This window comes from Amycolatopsis sp. NPDC004625 (genome assembly GCF_040609695.1).
Lineage (GTDB): Bacteria > Actinomycetota > Actinomycetes > Mycobacteriales > Pseudonocardiaceae > Amycolatopsis.
The window spans coordinates 1-20,701 of record NZ_JBEXKX010000042.1 but is presented as its reverse complement, the minus strand read 5'-3'; the positions used below and the strand labels follow the sequence as shown (position 1 = coordinate 20,701).

Annotated in this window: 21 protein-coding genes; 13 read left to right on the top strand and 8 right to left on the bottom strand. The window is 70.7% G+C overall.

From position 1 onward, the window contains the following. Window positions 1–49 precede the first annotated feature (49 nt). Window positions 50–1,552 (top strand): hypothetical protein, encoded by a 1,503-nt coding sequence (locus ABZW17_RS35470; protein WP_354823869.1) that lies wholly within the window; start codon window positions 50–52, stop codon window positions 1,550–1,552. Here ABZW17_RS35470 and ABZW17_RS35465 read toward each other — a convergent pair. From ABZW17_RS35465 to ABZW17_RS35450, 4 genes are read right to left on the bottom strand one after another with little or no spacing between them, the layout of a single operon-like run. Further along, window positions 1,549–2,751 (bottom strand): amidohydrolase family protein, encoded by a 1,203-nt coding sequence (locus ABZW17_RS35465; protein ID WP_354823867.1) that lies wholly within the window; start codon window positions 2,749–2,751, stop codon window positions 1,549–1,551. The genes ABZW17_RS35470 and ABZW17_RS35465 overlap by 4 nt on opposite strands. Continuing rightward, window positions 2,748–4,163, bottom strand: coding sequence for a sodium:solute symporter family protein (locus ABZW17_RS35460; protein ID WP_354823865.1), 1,416 nt, complete (start codon window positions 4,161–4,163; stop codon window positions 2,748–2,750). Before ABZW17_RS35460 ends, ABZW17_RS35465 begins: the two co-directional genes overlap by 4 nt. Beyond that, window positions 4,160–4,366 carry a hypothetical protein gene (locus ABZW17_RS35455; protein ID WP_354823863.1) on the bottom strand — a complete coding sequence of 69 codons (207 nt, stop codon included), beginning with the start codon at window positions 4,364–4,366 and terminating at the stop codon, window positions 4,160–4,162. Before ABZW17_RS35455 ends, ABZW17_RS35460 begins: the two co-directional genes overlap by 4 nt. Next, on the bottom strand, window positions 4,363–5,568 hold the full coding sequence (locus ABZW17_RS35450; RefSeq protein WP_354823861.1) for a M20 family metallopeptidase: 1,206 nt from the start codon (window positions 5,566–5,568) through the stop codon (window positions 4,363–4,365). Before ABZW17_RS35450 ends, ABZW17_RS35455 begins: the two co-directional genes overlap by 4 nt. A 68-nt stretch (window positions 5,569–5,636) precedes the next feature. On the opposite strand from ABZW17_RS35450, the gene ABZW17_RS35445 reads away from it, so the two are divergent. Continuing rightward, window positions 5,637–6,701: an AsnC family transcriptional regulator gene (locus tag ABZW17_RS35445; protein WP_354823859.1), complete on the top strand. Its 1,065-nt coding sequence runs from the start codon at window positions 5,637–5,639 to the stop codon at window positions 6,699–6,701. A 578-nt stretch (window positions 6,702–7,279) separates the two neighbouring features. Here ABZW17_RS35445 and ABZW17_RS35440 read toward each other — a convergent pair. The 4 genes from ABZW17_RS35440 to ABZW17_RS35425 all read right to left on the bottom strand — a co-directional run bounded on the left by ABZW17_RS35440 (window position 7,280) and on the right by ABZW17_RS35425 (window position 11,396). Then, window positions 7,280–8,218, bottom strand: coding sequence for a hypothetical protein (locus ABZW17_RS35440; RefSeq protein WP_354823857.1), 939 nt, complete (start codon window positions 8,216–8,218; stop codon window positions 7,280–7,282). A 48-nt stretch (window positions 8,219–8,266) separates the two neighbouring features. Further along, complete coding sequence (locus ABZW17_RS35435; protein WP_354823855.1) at window positions 8,267–9,766, bottom strand: DUF1996 domain-containing protein; 1,500 nt, start codon at window positions 9,764–9,766, stop codon at window positions 8,267–8,269. 273 nt (window positions 9,767–10,039) lie between these two features. Continuing rightward, window positions 10,040–10,828, bottom strand: coding sequence for a zf-HC2 domain-containing protein (locus tag ABZW17_RS35430; RefSeq protein WP_354823853.1), 789 nt, complete (start codon window positions 10,826–10,828; stop codon window positions 10,040–10,042). Window positions 10,829–10,835: 7 nt separating this feature from the next. Further along, window positions 10,836–11,396, bottom strand: coding sequence for a sigma-70 family RNA polymerase sigma factor (locus tag ABZW17_RS35425; RefSeq protein ID WP_354823851.1), 561 nt, complete (start codon window positions 11,394–11,396; stop codon window positions 10,836–10,838). Between the two features lie 239 nt (window positions 11,397–11,635). On the opposite strand from ABZW17_RS35425, the gene ABZW17_RS35420 reads away from it, so the two are divergent. From ABZW17_RS35420 to ABZW17_RS35370, 11 genes are all read left to right on the top strand, one after another. Continuing rightward, on the top strand, window positions 11,636–12,232 hold the full coding sequence (locus tag ABZW17_RS35420) for a hypothetical protein (RefSeq protein ID WP_354823849.1): 597 nt from the start codon (window positions 11,636–11,638) through the stop codon (window positions 12,230–12,232). Next, on the top strand, window positions 12,216–13,016 hold the full coding sequence (locus ABZW17_RS35415; protein ID WP_354823847.1) for a DUF4142 domain-containing protein: 801 nt from the start codon (window positions 12,216–12,218) through the stop codon (window positions 13,014–13,016). The genes ABZW17_RS35420 and ABZW17_RS35415 overlap by 17 nt, the downstream gene beginning before the upstream one ends. After that, on the top strand, window positions 13,009–13,626 hold the full coding sequence (locus tag ABZW17_RS35410; protein ID WP_354823845.1) for a ferric reductase-like transmembrane domain-containing protein: 618 nt from the start codon (window positions 13,009–13,011) through the stop codon (window positions 13,624–13,626). Before ABZW17_RS35415 ends, ABZW17_RS35410 begins: the two co-directional genes overlap by 8 nt. 1 nt (window position 13,627) lies before the next feature. Further along, window positions 13,628–13,858, top strand: a complete 231-nt coding sequence (locus ABZW17_RS35405) for a ferredoxin (RefSeq protein ID WP_354823843.1) — start codon at window positions 13,628–13,630, stop codon at window positions 13,856–13,858. Further along, window positions 13,851–15,293 (top strand): FAD-dependent oxidoreductase, encoded by a 1,443-nt coding sequence (locus ABZW17_RS35400; RefSeq protein WP_354823841.1) that lies wholly within the window; start codon window positions 13,851–13,853, stop codon window positions 15,291–15,293. The genes ABZW17_RS35405 and ABZW17_RS35400 overlap by 8 nt, the downstream gene beginning before the upstream one ends. A 117-nt stretch (window positions 15,294–15,410) precedes the next feature. Beyond that, entirely contained in the window at window positions 15,411–15,554 is a 144-nt protein-coding gene (locus ABZW17_RS35395; RefSeq protein WP_354823839.1) for a hypothetical protein, read from the top strand. A gap of 410 nt (window positions 15,555–15,964) precedes the next feature. Next, window positions 15,965–16,408, top strand: coding sequence for a helix-turn-helix transcriptional regulator (locus tag ABZW17_RS35390; protein WP_354823837.1), 444 nt, complete (start codon window positions 15,965–15,967; stop codon window positions 16,406–16,408). A 10-nt stretch (window positions 16,409–16,418) separates the two neighbouring features. After that, complete coding sequence (locus ABZW17_RS35385) at window positions 16,419–16,829, top strand: VOC family protein (protein WP_354823835.1); 411 nt, start codon at window positions 16,419–16,421, stop codon at window positions 16,827–16,829. A 32-nt stretch (window positions 16,830–16,861) separates the two neighbouring features. Then, entirely contained in the window at window positions 16,862–18,067 is a 1,206-nt protein-coding gene (locus ABZW17_RS35380; protein ID WP_354823833.1) for an MFS transporter, read from the top strand. Continuing rightward, a complete protein-coding gene (locus ABZW17_RS35375; RefSeq protein WP_354823831.1) occupies window positions 18,052–18,291 on the top strand; it encodes an AraC family transcriptional regulator in 240 nt (79 codons plus the stop codon). The genes ABZW17_RS35380 and ABZW17_RS35375 overlap by 16 nt, the downstream gene beginning before the upstream one ends. Further along, window positions 18,288–20,648, top strand: coding sequence for an excinuclease ABC subunit UvrA (locus ABZW17_RS35370; protein ID WP_354823829.1), 2,361 nt, complete (start codon window positions 18,288–18,290; stop codon window positions 20,646–20,648). Before ABZW17_RS35375 ends, ABZW17_RS35370 begins: the two co-directional genes overlap by 4 nt. The last annotated feature ends 53 nt before the right edge of the window (window positions 20,649–20,701 follow it).

Here is a 20,701-nt window from a genome sequence, read left to right as displayed (position 1 = left end):
GCAAGTCGGCTCACCGGGAAGACGTGGGCTACCGGGAGCAGGGAGTCGCATGGCCCAGGCCATCCAAATGCACCTCAACCAGGCTCTGATGCGGATTCCCCGCCGCGCGGAAAGCGCCGATCGGTCGACGTTGGCGGCCACCTACGTCACGGCCGGCTCCTTCTCCGCCATGATCAACTCGACCGACCACCAGATCCTCTTCGGCCGACGGGGCACGGGCAAGACCCACGGCCTGCTGCATCTCCACGACCTCATCGAACAGACCGGCGACGTCGCGGTATATCTCGACTTGCGCACGATCGGGTCGACCGGCGGCTTGTACGCCAACGAGGCATTGAGCCCGGCCCAACGCGGCACCCAGCTTCTCGTGGACACGCTCGAGGCGGTTCACGACCAGCTCGTTGCGGTGGCCATCGACGGCCGGGACTTCGATCAGGATCAGGTCATGCAGGGCCTCGACGACTGGGCCGCCGCGGCGACCGAAGTCGAGGTCGTCGGAGAGACCGAGCAGGAGCAGACTCGCGGCGACGCCGACGAACACGTCGGTGGTCTCGAAGCGTCATTGGGCCGAACGGGCGGATTCAAAGCCGGCCTGCACCACAAAGCTTCCACGACTGCTTCGAGCCGACGGAAACGCACCGGTGTCGAACAGCACCGGGTCATGTTCGGTCCGCTCAGCAGGGCGATCCAGGCAGTCGCCGACGGGATTCGGCCGACGAGGTTGTGGATACTGCTCGACGAATGGAGCAGCATACCGCTTGACCTGCAGCCGTTCCTGGCAGACCTGCTGCGACGCAGCATCCTGCCGATACGCGGGACAACCGTGAAGATCGCCGCCATCGAGCACCGCGCACGGTTCTTCATTCCGGTCCACGATGACTACCTCGGCATCGAGGTCGGCTCGGACGCCGCTTCGACGGTGAGCCTCGACGACGCCTTGGTCTTCGACCAGTCGCGGCAACAAGCCCAAGCCTTCTTCCGACAACTGTTCTACAACCACGTTCGACCGGTTCTCAAGACCATGCTGCGGACCGCCACCCCGGACATCGACGACTTCACGGAAGGCACGTTTCGGGAGGGAGCATTACCTGAGCTGGTCAGAGCAGCCGAAGGAGTGCCCCGTGACGCGATCAACATCGCCGCGCTCGCTGCTCAGCACGCACACACGGGCAAGATCGATGTCTCGCACGTGCGCCGGGCAGCGAAGGACTGGTACCTGCGAGACAAGAAAATCGCGCTGAAAAGGTACGAGGGCGCCGACCAGCTCCTCGCGAACCTCGTCGACGAAGTGGTGGGACGCCGCCGCTCCCGCACCTTCCTCCTGCCCGCGGCGGATCGTCCGGCCACGATCGACGCGTTGTGCGATGCGCGCCTGCTCCACGTTCTCCGCCGAGGCGTCGTCGATCCCCGGCACCCGGGACGGCAGTACGACGGCTTCGCCATCGATTACGGCTGCTACGTCGCACTCCTGACCGACGACACCAAGAATGTTCCCGCCGACGTCTTTCACTTTGACAAGGCCATCGTCGATCTCGCTCGGATCGGCGGTTAGACGACCCGGATGCCGTCCTTCCAGACCTCCCGGATGTTCGACGCCAGCGCCGGGAAGTCGTACGGATCCCCCGCCACCACCACGACATCCGCCCGCAGCCCCGGCTCCAGCCGCCCCAGCTCCCCGTCCAGCCCCATCAACCGCGCGGCCGAGGACGTCGTCGCCTCCAGGACGTCCCCCGGTGGCATCCCGCACGCCGCCATCAACGCCAGTTCCTCGAGGTTCGTCCCGTGCGGCCCCACGCCGCTGTCCGTGCCCATCGCGATGCGCACCCCCGCCGCATAAGCGCGGCGCACCGAGTCCCGGTGGGCTTCCACCACCTCTCGCGCCTTCGCCACCACCGCCGCCGGGAGGTCGACGCCCGCGTCCGCCGCGCGGACCACGTTCACCGGGGCGATCAGCGTCGGGACCAGCCACGTTCCGTGGCCCAGCATCAGCTCGATCGCCTCGTCGTCCAGGTGGATGCCGTGCTCGATCGACCGGACGCCCGCGCGGACCGCGTTCTTGATGCCCGCCGCGCCCTGGGCGTGGGCCATCACCGGGCGGCCCTGCATCGCCGCCTCCGTCACCAGGACGTCCAGTTCCTCCGGGGTGAACTGCGCGTGCCGCGGGTCGTCGCGCGGGGACAGCACGCCGCCCGTCGTGCACACCTTCAGCACGTCGGCGCCCGCGCGCAGCAGCGTGCGGGCCACCCGCCGCATCTCGTCGGGGCCGTCGGCCGTCGCGTCCGGGCGGCCCGGGTGCGGCAGCATCAGCGGCACGCACAGCCCGGACGGGTGCCAGGAATCGCCGTGGCCGCCGGTCGGGCTGATCAGCCCGACCGAGATCTGCAGCCGCGGGCCCGGGATCAGCCCGTCGTCCACCGCCTGCTTGATGCCGAGGTCGGCGCCCGCGGCGTCGCGGACCGTCGTGATGCCCAGCCCCAGCGTCGCCCACAGGTTCCGCGCGGCTTCGTAGAACTGGTAGGAAAACGGCTTCTGCACCCGCGCGAGCAGCCCGATGTCCGAAATCGTCACGTGCACGTGGCAGTCGAACAGCCCGGGCAGCAGCACCGTGCCGCTGCAGTCGACGCCCTCGTCGCCGTCGAGGTCCGTGCCGACGTCGACGATCCGGCCGTGCTCGACGACGACGTCGGCCGGCGCCGGGTCCGCGCCGGTGCCGTCGAACACCGAGCCGCCGGTGAACACCGTGCGCGTCACGCCGCCTCCACGAGAGCCGTCCGCCGCGGCGCCACCGCCGCGGTCAGTGCGAGCACGACCACGTTCGCGCCGAGCCCGACCAGGCCGACGTTGACCGTGCCCACGAGATGAGTGTCCACAAAGGTCAGCCAGAGCACCACGAGCTCGCCCGCGACCAGCCCGGCGAGCACCGGGCCCTTGCCGACCGGCACGCGCCGCAGGAACCCCAGCAGGTTCGCCGGGGCCAGCTGGACCGACCCGGAATAGGTCAGCAGCAGGAGGTTGGCCAGCAGATCCGGCCGGAAGATGCCGAGCACGAGGGCAAGAGTACTCGCGAGCACAACCGTGCCGTGGTTGATCCAGAACTGGCGGCGGCCACTGCGGACCCGGACGATGTTGCGCGCCACCAGCGACGAGATGCCGATCAGGATGCCGGCCGCCGGCACCATCGCGGTGGCCGTCGCGGCGACCACGACGATCCCCGTCACCCACCCGGGCAGGGCGTCCTTCGACAGCGTCAGCAATACGCCGTTCGGGTCACTCCCCTTGGGCACCACCAGGATCGCCGCGAACCCGATCACCATGGGCAGCAGCAGGCACAGCTCGTACACCGGCATCCAGGCGTAGTTGCGCCGCAGCACCTTCGGGTCGCGCGCGGACATCAGCGCCGGCCACGAGTGCGGCAGTGTCATCAGCCCGACGCCGATCGCGCTGACCAGCATGCTCGTCACGAACCAGACGTGGTCGTTCGCTCCACTGTGGACGATCAGCTTCTCCGGGTGCAGCTGTTCGATCTTGTGGAACACCGCGGGGATGCCGCCGGCGAAGTGCGTCGGCACCGCGATGATCAGCACCACCAGCGCGACCAGCATGATGCCGTCCTTGAAGTAGGACGTCGCCGCGACGCCGCGCAACCCGGCCCACAGCACGAACGCGACCACCAGCACGCTGCCGGCGACCATGCTCAGCGTCCCGGACGCGGTGTCGCCGGTGACCAGCCGGACGATCAGCCCCAGCCCGGTGATCTGCAGCTGCAGGTAGGGCAGCACGAAGACGACGCCGAGCACCGCCGACAGCGTTCCGAGCGCCCGGCTGGAGTAACGGTCCTCGAGGAAGTCGCCCTGCGTGAGGTAGCCGCGCTCCTTGCCCAGCGTCCACAGGCGTTTCGCGAGGAAGAACAGCACGACGTAGGCGATCGGGACGTACGGCAGCGCGTACATCGCCGCGACGCCGCCGGAGAACGCGAGGCCGGCCATGCCGAGGAAGGTGAAGGTGGTGAACACCTCGCCCGCCTGCAGGAACCACATCGTCACGGCGCCGAACCGGCGGCCGCCGACGGTCCACTCGGCCAGGTCCGCGGCCGGGCGGCGGCGGCCGACGAAGCCGAGCACGCCGATGAGCACGATGCCGGCGAGGGTGAAGGCGAGGATCATCCGTCGTCCTCCCCCGCGCGCATCAGACGTTCCGACAGCAGCAGCGCCGGGGTGAACATGAGGCACCAGAACGCGCCCCACACGACCATCCGCGGCAGCCCGAGCCACAGCCCGGTGGTGTTGACGAACGGCAGGAACGGCATCAGGACCAGCGCGACGACGGGCAGCAGCGGCGGCCAGTGGTAGCGGCGCACCGGCGTCACCCGGCCAGGAGCGTGAGGCGGCGGACCGCGAGTTCGGCCAGCAGCGCGGCGCCGTCGCCGAGCACGCTGTCGTCGAAGCGGGCGCGCGGCGAGTGGTTGTCCGGGGCGCTCGCCGGGTCCGTCGGGCACGCGCCGAGGAAGAGGTACGCGCCCGGAACCCGGTCCAGGACGCGGGAGAAGTCCTCCGAACCGGTGATCGGATCGGCCATCTCGGTGAACCGTTCCGCGCCGAAGACGTCGCGGATCGTGTCGGCGACGAAGCCGTACGCCTCGGCGTCGTTGACCGTGGCGGGGTACTCGGGTTCGTAGGTGACGTCGATGTCGAGGCCGTGCGCCTGGGCGATGCCGCGGCAGACCTGCACCGCCCGCTCCCCCACCCGCGCGGCGACCTCCGGGGAGAACGAGCGGAGCGTCGCCTCGAACACCGCGTCGTCCGGGATGATGTTGCGCCGGGTGCCGGCGTGGAACGAGCCGACGGTGATCACGACCGGGTCGAAGACGTCGAAAGTGCGCGTGACCATCGTCTGGAGCGCGGTCACCATCTCGCAGGCCGCCGGGATCGGGTCGCGGGCGTCGTGCGGGGAGGAGCCGTGGCCGCCGTCGCCCTTGACCCGGACCTCGAGGGCACCCGACGCCGCCATCAGCGTGCCGGGACGGGCGGTGAACTGGCCCTTCGCGTAGCTCGCGGCCGAGACGTGCAGGCCGTAGGCGGCGTCGACGGGCTTGCCGGACGCGGTCAGGACGCCTTCGTCGATCATGTGGCCGGCGCCGTCCCAGCCCTCTTCGCCGGGCTGGAACATGAAGACGACGTCGCCGGGGAGGTCTTCCTTGCGCGCGGCGAGCAGGCGGGCCGCGCCGACCAGGCCCGCGGTGTGGAGGTCGTGGCCGCAGGCGTGCATGGCGCCGTCGTGGGTCGAGGTGAACTCCTCGCCGCTGGCCTCGGTGACCGGGAGCGCGTCCATGTCGCCGCGCAGCAGGACGGCGCCGCCGGGTTTGCCGCCGGGTTTGCCGCCGCGCAGGACGGCCGTGATCGACGACAGGTTCTTGCCGAGGGTGACTTCGAGCGGCAGGCCGTCGAGGGCGGCGAGGACGCGTTCCTGGGTGCGCGGCAGGTGCAGGCCGATTTCGGGGATGCGGTGCAGGTCGCGGCGGAGGGCGACCAGGTCGTCGAGCAGGGCGGCGGCGTCGGATCGCAGGGTCATCCGCCGATCATGCGAGTGTCGAGCACAATGACCGGGGAAAATCGTCAAAACCACCGATCCGAGGGCTGATGAGCGAAGAATCCGCCATGTTGGCCGAGCAGGACCTCAAACTGGTCGACGCGATCCAGGCGGCGCCGCGGGCGTCGTGGTCGACGCTCGGCGAGGCACTGGGCCTGGGCGCGGTGACGGCGGCCCGGCGGTGGGACGCGCTGGTGGAGCGCGGTGACGCCTGGCTGACCGCCTACGCCGGCGGGGAGCTGACCACGCAGCTGGCGTTGGCTTTCGTCGCGCTCGACTGCGAGCCGGGGGCGGTGCTCGACGTCGCTTTCGCGCTGGCGGCGGACGTCCACGTGGCCACCGTCGAGCACGTCGCCGGGCCGTGCGAGCTGCTGGTGCACGTCGTGGCGCCGTCCCTGCGGGAGCTGGGCGCGCACGTCGCGGGCCGGGTGGCGGCGGTGGCGGGCGTGACGCGGGCGCGGACGGTGCTGTCCCCGCGGATGTTCACCGAGGGCAGCCGCTGGCGGGTCCGGGCGATCTCGCCGGGGCAACGCGAAGCCCTGTCGGCGAAGCCGCCGCGAAAGCGCACACCGGTGCGGTTCGACGCGGCGGACCGGGCGCTGATCCTGGCGCTCGGGGCGGACGCCCGCGTGTCGGCAGCGGCTTTGGCGGGCGAACTCGGCGTCGGGGCGACGACCGTCCGGCGCCGGCTCGACGCGCTGCTCGGCCGCGGCGCGATCCGCGTCCGCTGCGAGATCGCGCGGTCGGTGTCACCGGCGCCGGTCACGGTCACGCTGTGGCTGCGCGTCCCGCCGGACAAGCTGGAGACGACCGCCCGGTCGCTCGCGGTGGTGCCGGAGGTCCGGATGTGCGCGGCCCTGTCGGGGGCGGCGAACCTGATGCTGGTGGTCTGGCTCCCGGCGTCGCACGACGTGCTGGCGCTCGAGGCAGGCCTGGCGGCGAAGCTGCCGTGGCTGGAGATCGTCGACCGGGCGGTGACCCTGCGGAGCGTCAAGCTGATGGGCCGGCTGCTCGATTCGGCGGGGCGCGGGACCGGGCGGGTGCCGCTGGACTTCTGGGCCGCGGTCCCCGTGCCGGAGCACGGGGACCGCAGCGTTGACCGGTCCGGGGGATGAGGGGGGTGAGGTGGAGGGAAGCATCCCCCGGGACCGGGGTCCGGGACGTGCCGCGGAAGCGGACTTTCGAGCGGCGGCCGACGGCCGAGGGGCGGCCACCGGCGGGGCTTCGGGAGCGGTCTCGCGTGGACGGAGGCGGGACTCGCGTGTTCAGCGGCGGATCCGGCGCGCTCGGAGACGGGACTCGCGTGATTGGGCGGGCATCTCGCGTGATTTGGAAGGCATCACACGTGATTGGAGGGGCATCTTGCGTGGCTGGGGGGCGGTTCGGGGGGAGGTTCCGGCCGGTGGACTGGGGGGGTGAGGTGGAGGGAAGCGTCCACCGGGCCGGAACTCGCGGGCGGGAGTGGCTCCCGCCGTTTTCCTCCTTCGCTGACCCGGCTCGGCCGGGTCGGTGGGGGGTGAAGAATCCCGGCCCGGTGGACGGGGGGTGAGGTGGAGGGAAGAGTCCACCGGACCGGGGCTCGGGGTGCGGGACGGGGTCCCGCCTTTCTTCTCGGGGTGAAGCAACCGGCCCGGCGGACTGGGGGGGGTGAGGTGGAGGGAAGTGTCCGCCGGGCCGGGGTTCGTGGGGCGGGTCAGTACCCGCCGGGGGTGGTCGCGACGGCCTGCCGGACTTGCGGCCGGCTCGCCGGGTTCGCCTTGCAGCCGTTGGGTTCCACCGCGAACCACGTGCCGCCCGCGCCGTGGCCGCTCGCCTCGCCGGAGGCGGTGTCCTGGGCGTAGGTGTAGACCGGCCAGCCGCCGACCGTCACCTGGCTGGTGCCGTCCGGCCGGCGGATGCGGCCGACCAGGCCGGAGTCGATCCCGGCCGCGACCGTGATCCGGCCGTCGGCGGGCAGCGGCGGCCACTTCTGCGCGCAGGTTCCGTCGCAAGTGGACTTTCCGGAACCCTTGCCGTCCTTGGTGAACAGGTAGAGCGTGCGACCGGCCGAGTCCGTGAGGACCGGCCCGAGGCCGCCGACGTCGGTGGTGCCGACGGTGGCCGGGCCCGCGTCCGCCTTCTTCCCCGAAGGCGTGATCGCCGTCCAGTCCGCGCTGACGTTCCGGCCGAGCGCCACGCCCGGCCCGGTGTCCTTGGCGTACCGGTAGACCGGCCAGCCGCCGACCGTCACCTGCTTCGTGCCGTCGGGCCGGGTCACCTGCCCGACCAGGCCGCCGTCGACGCCGGCGGCGAGCGCCGGGACGTCGGACACCAGCGGCGGCCAGGTCATCGCGCACGGGCCGGCGCAGGTGGCCTTCGCCGGCTCGGCGGTGTCCTTGGCGTAGCGGTAGAGCGTGTGTCCTTCGCCGTCGGCCAGAACTTCGCCCAGACCATCCACAGTGGACGTGATGAGCTGGGCCCGTTCGGCCGGGGAACCGGCCGGGACCGCGCTCGCCGGTTGCTGCTGCTGGGCGCCGAGGGTCAGCTGCTGACCGGCACCGGAAGTGGCGTACGGGTTGGTCCCGCAGGCCGCGACCAGCGCGAGTCCGGCGAAGGCGAGCGGCAGGGCGGCAACCGGGCGAGCACGGTACATCGGAGGTTCTCCTTCCTGGCTTCTCGAAAGGGGCCGGGAGCGCGGTGGCTATTCGGCGCAGGCCTTGCCGGAGTTGACGCAGTTGACCAGGCGGCCCATGATCTGCTTGCTCATCACGTTCGCGAAGTCGTCGTGGTCCGAACGCGGGTTGTGCTTCTCCTGGGCGAACGCGTCCACTTTGTACTCGCCGTTCTGCTGGACGTCCTGCGGGACGTTGTACACCAGGGTGACCTGCAGCTGCGGCACGTTCTTGAAGCCCTGCGGGCACTTGCCCTGCTGGTTGGCGAAGACGATGTGGCTGCGGTGGTCCTTGCTGTCGGTGTTCTTGCCGTCCCAGCAGTTCGGGAAGGCGTGGATGCGCTCGACCTTGCTGCCCGCCGGGCAGATCGGGTACAGGTCGGTCAGCCGGTCCTCGAACCCGGTGCAGGTCCAGCTCGGCCGGGCGTTCTTCGGGCCGTTGGTGCTCTGCTTGGCGTCACCGTAGAGGATCTTCAGGCCGAGCGGCATCGCGACGACGTCCTGCGCGCCACCGCCGATGAACTTCAGCGTCGCCGACTCCGGCTCGATGATCGTGCCGTCGTTGTCGCCGACCTCCTTGTTCGCGCCCTGGATGCCGCCGAGCTCGTCCTGCTGCTGGTTCTGGTTCTGGTTCTGGTTGGCCTTGTCCTGGTTGTTCTGCTGCTGGTTGTTCTGGTTCTGCTGCTGGTTGTTCTGGTTCTGCTGCTGGTTCTTGTTCTGGCCCTGCTTGTTCTGGCCGTTCTGGTCCTGCTGGTTGTTCTGGTCCTGCTGGTTGTTCTGGTCCTGCTGGTTGTTCTGGTTGTTCTGGTCCTGGTTCTGCTGCTGGTTGTTCTGGTCCTGGTTGCGCTGGCGGCGCTGCTGCTGACCGTCCTGGTTCTGGTTCTGCTGGTCACCCTGCTGCTGCGCGCTCCGGCCCGAGCGGCCGCCACCCTGACCCTGGTTGTTGCGCTGGTCCTGGGTGTCCTTGGCGTCCTGGGCGCTCTTGTCCTCCTGGACGTCGCCCGTCTTGCCCTTCTGCTGCTGCTGGGCCTTCTGGTTCTTCTGCTGCTGCGCTTCCTTGTCGCCCCGGTCGATGCGGATGACCGGCCAGAAGTAGGCGGACTTGTCGCCGTTCTTGCAGGTGGTGCCGCCGGCGAGCAGGCTCTTGAGGCTCGAGTCGGCGTTCGTGGTCAGGTTGCCCACGTAGTCGTGCAGGTGCTGGGCACCGTTCTTGATCCCGGGCTGGGCGATGAAGTTGTCCGGGTTCTGGTGCGCACCGTCGGCGTTGGTTCCACAGTTGACGGTGAAAGACCCTTGCGCACCCTTCTTCTTCAGGGCGGCATTGACGTTGTTGCCGGCGGGGACCTTGTTGATGTCGATGAAGAACGACGGGTCCGCGGGGTCCGCGCTGGCTTCGCCCGTGCGGCCCGTGGTGACCGCGACGGCGAGTGCGCCGACCGCGATGGCCAGGCCGATCGCGCCCATCGCGATCTTGGTTCGGCGGGCGACACGATGCTTGCCCGACACGGGGGGCCGAGAATTCCGGGGCATGGACTAGTTCACCTCGTTCGTTTTTCCGGGCGCGCCGAACTGCGCGGCAGCCCGGGCAAGAACTACCGTCAATTGAGGTCGAGATCGCACGGAACCGGTAAGGGGGATGCTTGCGGTTCCGGCTGTCGGGATGCATCGGGGGATGCATTGGGGGATACGGACCCGAGCGCCCCGAGGTTCAAAAGCGACCGGCCCGTTATCTGTTCGTTATCAACCGGAACGCAACCGGGCGGCATTCACCCAGGTCACGGCGTCGGAGGGGAAAAGAGAAAGTCAGCGCTGCACGACGACGAGGACCGTGCCGTCGTCGCCGCGGACCTCGAAGCGGCTGATCTGGTCCATCGCCAGGGCGACCGAACCCTGCAGCCGCAACGGTTCCGGCGAGCCGGGGATGCCGAACCCCTTGGGCGGCACCGACCAGCTGGACACCACGCGCTCGGCTCCGGTCGCCGGGATGGCGACCAGCTGGCACTTCACCGGTCCGACGATCCCGCGCAGCTCGAGGTCGACGCGGCTGCCCCACTCCACCGGGGACACCGTGACCAGCGCGCTGACGGCGGACCCGCCGCTGCCGCGGCCGTAGGTCTGGCCGCCGCCGGGCTGACCGGCCGACGTGGACGGCGGGGGCGTGGACGTGCCCTCGACGCTCGTCACCGGGGGCGGCTGCTTGCCGCTCGGGGCGGCGAGCGAGGCGGGCGGGACGGCGTCGGCCGGCCGGACCGCGAGGGTCACCAGCGGGCCGGCGATCACGGCCGCCGCGGCCGCGGCCCCGGCGAGGATGCCGATCCGGCGACGGCGGCGGCGCTTCACCGCGGCCTCTTCCATCAGGCCGCGCAGCACCCGGGGGCCGGGCGAGAGGGTGCGCGGGCCGGGCGCGGGCATCGGGGGCTCCGGCCAGCTGCGCTTCACCAGGTCGAGGACGTCCGGCAGCTGGTAGAGCTCGATCAGGTCGAGCTGACAGTGCGGGCAGTTCATCAGGTGGGCTTCGAACTGGGTGTTCTCGGCCTCGGAGAGGACGCCGAGCACGTACGCGGCGACGTCGGTGTGTGCGGAACCGGCCACGTTCAGTTCACCCCCGCTCGCGCAGGGCCCGGCGCAGCGCGCGGACGGCGTGGTGGATGCGGGACTTGACGGTGCCCGGGGGCACGCCGAGGGTCGCCGCGACCTCGTTCACGGTGCGATCGCGCAGGTAGGTCTGCTGGATGGCCTCCCGCTGCTCGGGCGAAAGGCCCTGCAGCGCCTCGTAAACGATCATCGCGGCGAGCGTCCGGTCCGATTCGTCGGACACCGCGATCGCGTCGGATTCGATCTCCTCGAGCTCCTGGGGCCGGACACTGCGGCTGCGCCAGCCGTCGATGACGGTACGCCGGGCCACCGTGAACAACCAGGCACGCAGCATCTCCGGCTGGCGGTCGAGCTTGTCCGCGTTCCGCCACGCCTTGATCAGGGTCTCCTGCACGACGTCCTCGGCCCACTGCCGGTCGTGGCCGGTCAGCCGCAGCGCGAACGCCATGAGGGACCCGCCGAACTCCTGGTAGAGCGCCTTGGCAAGATCATCGGAACCGTCGCCGGGCTCGACGACGGCTTCGGGGTCTCCGACGGATCTCAGCGCCCGGGTGTGCCGTCCCACGCGGGACATCCTGGTGGGCCGGACGGCCTACGTCCAGTACTTCGGACCCGCGAACCGGGCCAAAACTTTTTTGAACCGTTTCCGGACCGTGTCCGTATCCCCTACCGAAGACCCCGACCAGGCGTTGTCCCCCGCAACGCTCCGCATCCACTCCGGACCGAATGTCCACTGTGGATCTTTCGCGCCCTTTTCCGTTGCACTACCGGCAACAGCGCGTAGTCATGCCCCACGGAGGAGCAGTGATCCGCATTCCCCGCCCGGTGGTCCCCGCCGCCGTGTGCCTCTCCGCACTCGCCTTGCTCACTGCCTGTACCGCCGGCGCCGCCACCACCTCGGGTGGCGGGTACGCCGCGGGTGGCGCCGGGATGCAGATGCCCGGCATGCAGCAGGGACAGGTCGTGCTGCCGATGCCGCAGGGCATCACGGCCGACCCGAACAACCCGGCGAAGAGCCAGCTCCGGGCCGCGAAGACGTTCGACCTCGGTCTCCTGCTCGTCGACGGGACCGGGTACACGATCTACCGCTACGACCGCGACACCCCCAGGCCGTCGCGGTCCAACTGCACGGACGCGTGCGCGGCCAAGTGGATCCCGGTCAAGCCCGGCACCCTGGCCCCGATCGACGTCGACCAGTCGCTGATCGGCCAGATCACCCGCGACGACGGCAGCGTCCAGCAGACCCTCGCCGGCTGGCCGCTGTACCACTTCACCGGCGACCAGGAGCCGGCCGACACCTCCGGCCAGGGCGCCGACCAGGCGTGGTACCCGATCGCGCCGGACGGCAAGAAGATCACGTTGACCCAGGACGAGTGGAGGCAAAATGCGTTCGGCGTCTGAGCTCGCCGGGTTCGACTGCGAACCCCCGTCGGTCCTCGAGCGCTCCCGGCCGCTGGTCCGGATCCTGTTCGTGCTGGCCGCGATCCTGACGCTGCTCGCGCCGGGCTCGGCCTCGCTCGCCCAGACCGGCGCCGTGAACTCGGTGTCCGACACCGACGCGGTGCTGCTGACCAAGGTCCGCCAGGCCGGTCTGTGGGAAATGCCCTCGGGCATGATGGCCATGGAAAAGGGCAGCCCGCTGGTCCAGAAGGTCGGCTTCGCGATCATGATGGACCACGGCCGCCTCGACGTGGCGACCCGCGCCCTGTCGCAGAAGCTGAACTCGCCGGTCCCCGACCAGCCCTCCGACGAGCAGCGCGGCTGGCTCGCCGAGGAGATGGCCGCCTCCCCCGGCCCGGAGTTCGACCGCGTCTTCGCCAACCGGCTGCGGGCCGCGCACGGCCAGGTGTTCGCCGTCCTCGCGCAGCTGCGGGCCGGTACCCGCAACGACGACGTGCGGGCCTTCGCCACCGTCGGCAACCAGGCCGTGATGCGGCACATGACGATGCTCGAGAGCACCGGGATGGTCGACTACACCGCCCTGCCCGCCCCGGTCGTCTCGACCACGGCGGCGCCCACCGGCATCCAGCTCGGCCTCGACACGTCCCAGATCGCCGTGGTGGGAGCACTGTTCCTGCTGGTCGGCGGCGGGCTGTTCTACGTGCTGCGCCAGATCAAGGGCAACCGCAGCCGTGCCAGGGGCGCCCGGCCGGCCGCCGCGAGAACCGGGGGTAGCCATGGTTGAGACCTGGCACAACGCGACGATCTTCCTCACCCAGCAGTTCCAGCCGAAGACCGACCCGGCGGCCCGCGGCCTCGCGGCCTTCGCCGCCCGGACGTCCTACGCGGCGACGATGCTGACGCTCACCTGGGGCGTGCTCACCGCGACCGGCTGGATCCGCTCGGTCACCGGCCGGAAGGGCCTGCGCAGCACGCACATGGTGCTGGCCACCGCGACGATCATCTTCGGCGCCGTCCACGCACTGGGGTTCACCTACCTGACGGTCGCGCCGTACAGCTTCGCCTACATGTTCGTCCCGTTCGGCTCCGGCCAGGAGGCGCGCCACATCGCCGGCATCATCGGCTTCGAGGTCATGTTCGCCATCTTCCTCACCGCCGGCCTGCAGCGCTTCACGTCCTACCGGCGCTGGCTGTGGCTGCACCGCTGCGCCTACCCGGCCGTCGCCCTCATCGCGATCCACTCCTGGTTCGGCGCCATCGCCAACGGACACCTCTCGGTCACCTGGCTCGGCGGCATCACGCTGCTGGTCCCGGCCGTGACGGTGTCGATGCTGCGGTTCATGCCGGCCCGGACCCTGGAACGCATCGGCCTCGTGGAAGAGCAGGTGGCCTGACATGCCGCTCCGACTGCCCGGTGGCGGGCCCCGGATCAGCGTCGACAACGACCGGTGCGAGCTCTACGGCATCTGTGCCATGGAGGCACCGGACGTGTTCGACCTCGGCCAGGACGGCCGCCTGCGCTTCCACACGCGGCTGCTGGACGAGACCACCATGGAACAGGCGAAGATGGCCGCCCGCTGCTGCCCGATGCAGGCGGTCGTGATGAGAGGGGACCTCGATGGCTGACGGCGACCGGATCGTCATCGTCGGTGCGGGCGTCGCCGGGCTGCGCGCCGCGGAACGCCTGCGGGAACAGAAGTTCGACGGCGAGATCGTCCTGATCGGCGACGAGGCCCGGCGGCCCTACCACCGGCCGATGGTCTCCAAGGCGCTGGTGATGGGGACCGAACGGCCCAGCGACGTGGGCCTTTCGCACTACCTGCCGGACCTCGACGTGCACTGGCGCCTCGGCGCGCGCGTGACGCACCTGGACACCACCGAGCGGGTCGTGCACCTGCCCGGCGGGGAATCCCTCTGGTACGACGGCCTGATCGCCGCGACCGGCGTTTACCCGCGGCACCTGCCCGGGGCGCCGCGGCACGACCCGCGGGTGCGGATCCTGCGCACGGTCGAGGACTCGATGGCGGTGCGGCGCTGCCTCAACGCCAGCAAGAAGCCGGCCGTCGTGATCGGGGCCGGCCTGATCGGCAACGAGTTCGCCGCGAGCATGCGGCACATCGGCCGGGACGTCACCCTGATCGGGCACGCGAAGGCGCCGCTGCACCGCTTCGGCGACCGCGTCTCCAGCGGCATCGTCGAGGCGCACCACGAGCACCGGGCGAAGCTGGCCATGCGCAGCGAAGTGCGGCACTGGATCAGCACGAAGGACACCGTCGGGCTGCACCTGACGAACAACCAGCTGCTGGTCGCCAGCGTCGTCGTGCTCGCCATCGGCAGCGTCCCGTCGGTGGACTGGATGCGCGGGTCGGGCCTGGACATCAGCGACGGGGTCCTGTGCGACTCGAAGCTGTTCGCCGAGGGCGCCTCCGACGTCGTCATCGCCGGCGACATCGCGCGCTGGCCGAACCTGCGCTTCGACGAGACCCCGCGGCGGGTCGAGCACTGGATCAACGCCGTCGAATCGGCCCGGCACGCGGCGGACAACCTGCTGATGGGGCACTCCAGCGCCATCCCGTTCACCCCGCTCCCCCGCGCCTGGTCGACGTTGTACGACACGCGGCTGCAGATGTGCGGGATGCCTTCGCTGGCCGAGGACACGGTGTCGCTGGCCGACGGCATCACCGGCTTCGTCCGCGACGGCCGGCTCGTCGGCATCTCCTGCTGGGACAAGCCGCGGGCGATGCTCGACTGGATGGCCGAGCTGGACCGCCGGCTCCCCGCACCGGACTACGTGCCGGAGCCGGAGCCCGCACCCGCGGCGGAGGTCCCCGAGGTCCCGGTCGTCGAGCCGGCGCTGGCCGCACTCGCTGCCGACGTCCCGGCGGAGTTCGACAGCGGCTTCGACCACCAGGCCTTCGAGCGCGAGTTCGAGAGCGAGTTCGCCAACGACATCCCGACGACGGCGTTCCCCGCGCAGTCCCTGCCGGCCCCGCCGACCACGGCGTTCGCCGCGCAGCCCGGGGCCGCGCTGCCGACCATGGCCATCCCGATGGGGAGGTAGAGAAAAGCCGGGGCGGGGCTGCGCGCGGCGGCCCCCGTCCCTTGCCGGTCACCACACTCCCTCCGCGGCTGGGTGTGTGGTGACCGGCCCCGACGTCCCCCAGCCCGCCTCGCGGTCGTGGACCACGAGCGCCCGGCGGGCCAGGAGAAGGTCATCCCGAGGGAACCCGACGCCCCCGGGGTGGCCTTCTTCCGGCGCACCGGGCGGGGGCACGGGGCCGAGCGCCGCGGCGGTTCCCCCGCCGGGGCGCACGGGCCGTGACGATCGCTGCCGGCGGAAGGGTATGCCGCCGTCAGGGAGCGCCACGGTCTTGCAGCACCGGTGCACGGCCGTCCCGGAGGCACGGGAACCCCCGGGACGGCTCCCCCCTCGAGCCGACCCCCCTTCACCCGAGCCGACCCTCCAGACACGCGAACCGACCCTCCAGGTACGCGAGATGCCCCTCCAGTCACGTGAGATACCCCTCCAAGCACGCGAGATGCCCCTCCAAGCACGCGAGATGCCCCTCCAGTCACGCGAGATGCGCGTTCGAGCACGCGAGATGCCGTGCGCGAACGGTCGGCTCGCGTGTCCGGAGGGTCGGCTCGCGTACCTGAGGAGTCGGTTCGCGTCCCTGGAGGGTCGGCTTCGAACTCCTCCGCCGGGGCCGTCAGGTGTGGCAGGATTCATCCGTGACCAGCTCGCCCGCCTCGGCGCAGTACCTGCGCGACCTCGCGCTGCTGCGGCGCGTCCGGGACCGGATCGACCGGGAGTACGCGCAGCCGCTCGACGTCGAGGCGCTCGCCCGGGGGGTGAACATGTCGGCCGGGCACCTCAGCCGGCAGTTCCGGCGTGCCTACGGTGAGTCACCGTATTCGTACCTGATGACCCGGCGGATCGAACGGGCGATGGCGCTGCTGCGCACGGGCGAACTGAGCGTCACGGAGGTCTGCTTCACCGTCGGGTTTTCGTCGCTGGGCACCTTCAGCACGCGGTTCGCCGAGCTGGTCGGGATGCCTCCGAGCGTCTACCGCGAGCAGCAGGCGGAGGCCACCGTCGGGATGCCGCCGTGCGTGGCCAAACAGGTCACCAGACCGATCAGGAATCGAGAAGCGCGGCCCTCGGCCGCCACCTAGGGTGACCACCATGGACGTCACCATTCACTCGAGCTTCCTCCCGCACACCGACCCGGAAGCCTCGCTCGCCTTCTACCGCGACCTGCTCGGCTTCGAGGTCCGCCAGAACGTCAAGTACGGCGACATGCAGTGGATCACCGTCGGCCCGCCGAACCAGCCGGACACCTCGATCGTGCTGTCCCCGGTGGCCGCGACGCCCGGCCTGACCGACGACGAGCGCCGCATGATCAACGAGATGATGGCCAAGGGCACCTACGCGAGCGTCAACCTCGCCACCAAGGACCTCGACGCCCTCTTCGCGAAGCTCGAAGCCGGCAACGCCGAAGTCGTCCAGGAGCCGGTCGACCAGCCGTACGGCATCCGGGACTGCTCGTTCCGCGACCCGGCGGGCAACCTGCTCCGCATCCAGGAACTGCGCTGACCACGACCGTCCCCGCGCTCGGCTACCGCGAGGTGCTGCGCGACCGGCGGGTCGCCGGGCTCCTGCTGGGGGACCTCCTGGCCAACGTCGGCACCGGCATGCTGCTGGTCGCCATGCCCGTCCAGACATTGTCGCTGCACGGCAGCGTCCCGAAGGCGATCGCCATCGGGCTGGTCGAGGCCGCGCCGTTCGTGCTGTCCACCGTGCTGGCGCTGGCCGTCGGCCTGGGCCGGGTGCGGGTGGCGCCGCGGACGCTGCTCGTCGCCGACTGCGTGCTGCGGTCGCTGACCTTCGCCACGCTCGGCGTCCTGGCCGTCACCGGCCGGCTGACGCTGCCGGTGCTGGTCGCCGGGCTGTTCTTCGGCGCGGCGTTCCGGCTGGCCGGGTCGAGCAGCCGGCGCGTCCTGGCGACGTCGGCCGCGGGCGACGCCGGCCGGTTCTCGGTCAACGGCCTGCTCGGCCTGAACACGACGTTCGCGCTCTACATCGCCGGGCCGGTGCTCGGCGGGGTGGTCGTCGCGACCGCCGGCGCGGGGTTCGCGCTCTTCGCCGACGCGTGCGGGGCGCTGGTCCTGCTGGCGTGCGTCCCCCGCGGCGCCGGCGACCGTGACGCGCTGCGCGAGGAGGGCACGCCCGAGTCGGGCTGGCGGATCCTGCGCCGCCGCCCGGTCGCCGCGCGGCTGCTGGTGGTCGAGTTCTTCTTCAACTTCCTGTACATGCCCGTCGAAGTCGCGCTGCCGCTGTACGTGAGCGGGACGCTGCACGCGGGTGCGTCCGGACTGGGGGTGCTGTGGGGTGCGCTCGGGGCCGGCGCGTTCCTCGGCGCCGCGCTCGTCGGCCGGCTGCGGAACCTGCCGCAGCGGCCGCTGCTCGTCGCGATCATCGGCCTGTGGGCGCTGTGCCCGATCGCGCTCGCGGTCACCGGCGACCTCACCGTGGCCCTGCTCGTCTTCGGCCTGGGCGGGCTGGTGTACGCGCCGTTCACGCCGGTCGCGTACAGCTTCCTGCAGTCCGGGCTCGCCCCCGGGGAGCAGCAGCAGGTCGTGACGCTGTGGACGACCGGCGCCACCGTGGCCGCCCCGCTGGGGCTGGCCCTGGGCGGCCCCCTGATCGAACTGGCCGGCAGCACCGGTGGCCTGGTGCTGTCCGGCGTGCTGACCCTGCTGTTGCTGCCGATCGCGGCCCGGGCGGTGCTCGGGCGTACCCCGGAGAGGAATCCCCTATGTGCCTCAGCCTGAAAGCCGCCGCGCAGCAGCATTTCCGCGAACTGGCGCTGTTGCGGCGCGTCCGCGACCGCATCGACCGCGAACACGCGCTGCCGCTGGACATCGAGTCGCTCGCGAGCACGACGGGCCTGCCCGTCACGCAGTTCATCAGCCGTTTCCGAGACGCCTACGGCGTTTCCCCGCACGATTACCGGCAGGCCGCCGAGGCCCGGACGAAAACCTGGAGCACCCGATGACCGAACCGCACGCGGCCGACAGCCACGACCTGATCCGCGTCCACGGCGCCCGGGTGAACAACCTCAAGGACGTCAGCGTCGAACTGCCCAAGCGGCGGCTGACGGTGTTCACCGGGGTCTCCGGCTCCGGCAAGAGCTCCCTGGTGTTCAGCACGATCGCGGCGGAGTCGCAGCGGCTGATCAACGAGACCTACAGCACCTTCGTGCAGGGCTTCATGCCGACCCTGGCCCGCCCCGACGTCGACGTGCTGGACGGGATCACCACGGCGATCATCGTCGACCAGGAGCGGATGGGCGCCAACGCCCACTCCACCGTCGGCACGGCGACCGACGCGAACGCGATGCTGCGCATCCTCTTCAGCCGGCTCGGGACGCCGCACATCGGTTCGCCGCAGGCGTTTTCGTTCAACGTCGCCTCGATCAGCGGCGCGGGCGCGGTCACCCTCGAAAAGGGCGGCCGGCAGATCAAGGAACGCCGCAGCTTCAGCATCACCGGCGGCATGTGCCCGCGCTGCGAAGGCCGCGGCCGCGTCAACGACATCGACCTGACCGCGCTGTTCGACGAGAACAAGTCGCTCAACGAAGGCGCGATCACCATCCCCGGCTACAGCATGGAAGGCTGGTACGGCCGCATCTTCCGCGGCTCCGGTTTCTTCGACCCGGACAAGCCGATCAAGAAGTACACCAAGAAGCAGTTCAACGACCTCGTCTACAAGGAACCGACGAAGATCAAGGTCGAAGGCATCAACCTGACCTACTCGGGTCTGGTGCCGGCCATCCGGAAGTCCATGCTGTCCAAGGACGTCGACTCGCTGCAGCCGCACATCCGCGCGTTCGTCGAGCGGGCGGCCACCTTCACGACCTGCCCGGACTGCGACGGGACGCGGCTGTCGCCGGAGGCGCGGTCGTCGAAGATCGACGGGATCAGCATCGCCGACGCCTGTGCGATGCAGATCAGCGACCTCGCCGCGTGGGCCGGGAAGCTGTCCGAGCCGTCGGTCGCGCCGCTGCTGGACGCGCTGAAGCACACGCTGAACTCGTTCGTCGAGATCGGCCTCGGCTACCTCTCGCTCGACCGTCCATCCGGGACGCTTTCCGGCGGCGAAGCTCAGCGCACCAAGATGATCCGCCACCTGGGGTCGTCGCTGACCGACGTCACCTACGTCTTCGACGAGCCGACGATCGGCCTGCACCCGCACGACATCACGCGGATGAACGAGCTGCTGCTGCAGCTGCGCGACAAGGGCAACACGGTGCTGGTGGTCGAGCACAAGCCGGAGGCGATCGCGATCGCCGACCACGTCGTCGACCTCGGCCCGCGCGCCGGCACCGCGGGCGGCGAGATCGTGTTCCAGGGCACTGTGGACGGTCTGCGGGCCAGCGGCACGCTGACCGGGCGGCACCTGGACGACCGGGCGTCGCTGAAGTCGTCGGTGCGCTCGCCGTCGGGTTTCCTGGAGGTGCGGGGCGCGTCGACGCACAACCTGCAGGACGTCGACGTCGACATCCCGCTCGGCGTGCTGGTCGTGGTGACCGGGGTGGCGGGGTCGGGCAAGAGCTCGCTGATCCACGGTTCGGTGTCCGGCGGCGAGGGCGTGGTGACGGTCGACCAGACCGGGATCCGCGGCTCCCGCCGGAGCAACCCGGCGACCTACACCGGCCTGCTGGAGCCGATCCGCAAGGCGTTCGCCAAGGCCAACGGCGTCAAGCCGGCCCTGTTCAGCGCGAATTCCGAAGGCGCGTGCCCGAACTGCAACGGCGCCGGCGTGGTCTACACGGACCTGGGGATCATGGCGGGCACGGCGACACCGTGCGAGGTGTGCGAAGGCCGCCGGTTCAACGCCGACGTGCTGGAGTACACCTTCGGCGGCCGCGACATCAGCGAGGTGCTCGGGATGCCGGTGTCTTCGGCGCTGGAGTTCTTCGCGTCCGGGGACGCCGCCTTGCCGGCGGCGCACAAGATCCTGACGCACCTGTCCGACGTCGGCCTCGGCTACCTGACGCTGGGCCAGCCCCTGACGACCCTGTCCGGCGGCGAGCGCCAGCGGATCAAGCTGGCGACGCACATGGCCGAGCAGGGCGGGGTGTACGTCCTGGACGAGCCGACGGCGGGCCTGCACCTGGCCGACGTGGAGCAGCTGCTGGGCCTGCTGGACCGTCTGGTGGACGCGGGCAAGTCGGTGATCGTGATCGAGCACCACCAGGCGGTGATGGCCCACGCGGACTGGATCATCGACCTGGGCCCGGGAGCGGGCCACGACGGCGGGCGGGTCGTGTTCGAGGGCACGCCGGCTCAGCTGGTGAAGGCGCGGAAGAAGACCCTGACAGGCAAGCACCTCGCCGAGTACGTCGCCTGACGCTGCCCGGACCGGTCGTGAGTGGTAAGGCGGGTTAGAACCCGCCTTACCAC

Coding starts and splice junctions, on each gene's coding strand:
- ABZW17_RS35385 (WP_354823835.1), top strand. CDS start 16,419: ATGGACGTCACCATTCACTCGAGCTTCCTCCCGCACACCGACCCGGAA.
- ABZW17_RS35450 (WP_354823861.1), bottom strand. CDS start 5,568: ATGACCCTGCGATCCGACGCCGCCGCCCTGCTCGACGACCTGGTCGCC.
- ABZW17_RS35375 (WP_354823831.1), top strand. CDS start 18,052: ATGTGCCTCAGCCTGAAAGCCGCCGCGCAGCAGCATTTCCGCGAACTG.
- ABZW17_RS35405 (WP_354823843.1), top strand. CDS start 13,628: ATGCCGCTCCGACTGCCCGGTGGCGGGCCCCGGATCAGCGTCGACAAC.
- ABZW17_RS35470 (WP_354823869.1), top strand. CDS start 50: ATGGCCCAGGCCATCCAAATGCACCTCAACCAGGCTCTGATGCGGATT.
- ABZW17_RS35440 (WP_354823857.1), bottom strand. CDS start 8,218: ATGTACCGTGCTCGCCCGGTTGCCGCCCTGCCGCTCGCCTTCGCCGGA.
- ABZW17_RS35445 (WP_354823859.1), top strand. CDS start 5,637: ATGAGCGAAGAATCCGCCATGTTGGCCGAGCAGGACCTCAAACTGGTC.
- ABZW17_RS35410 (WP_354823845.1), top strand. CDS start 13,009: ATGGTTGAGACCTGGCACAACGCGACGATCTTCCTCACCCAGCAGTTC.
- ABZW17_RS35400 (WP_354823841.1), top strand. CDS start 13,851: ATGGCTGACGGCGACCGGATCGTCATCGTCGGTGCGGGCGTCGCCGGG.
- ABZW17_RS35415 (WP_354823847.1), top strand. CDS start 12,216: ATGCGTTCGGCGTCTGAGCTCGCCGGGTTCGACTGCGAACCCCCGTCG.
- ABZW17_RS35435 (WP_354823855.1), bottom strand. CDS start 9,766: ATGCCCCGGAATTCTCGGCCCCCCGTGTCGGGCAAGCATCGTGTCGCC.
- ABZW17_RS35370 (WP_354823829.1), top strand. CDS start 18,288: ATGACCGAACCGCACGCGGCCGACAGCCACGACCTGATCCGCGTCCAC.
- ABZW17_RS35460 (WP_354823865.1), bottom strand. CDS start 4,163: ATGATCCTCGCCTTCACCCTCGCCGGCATCGTGCTCATCGGCGTGCTC.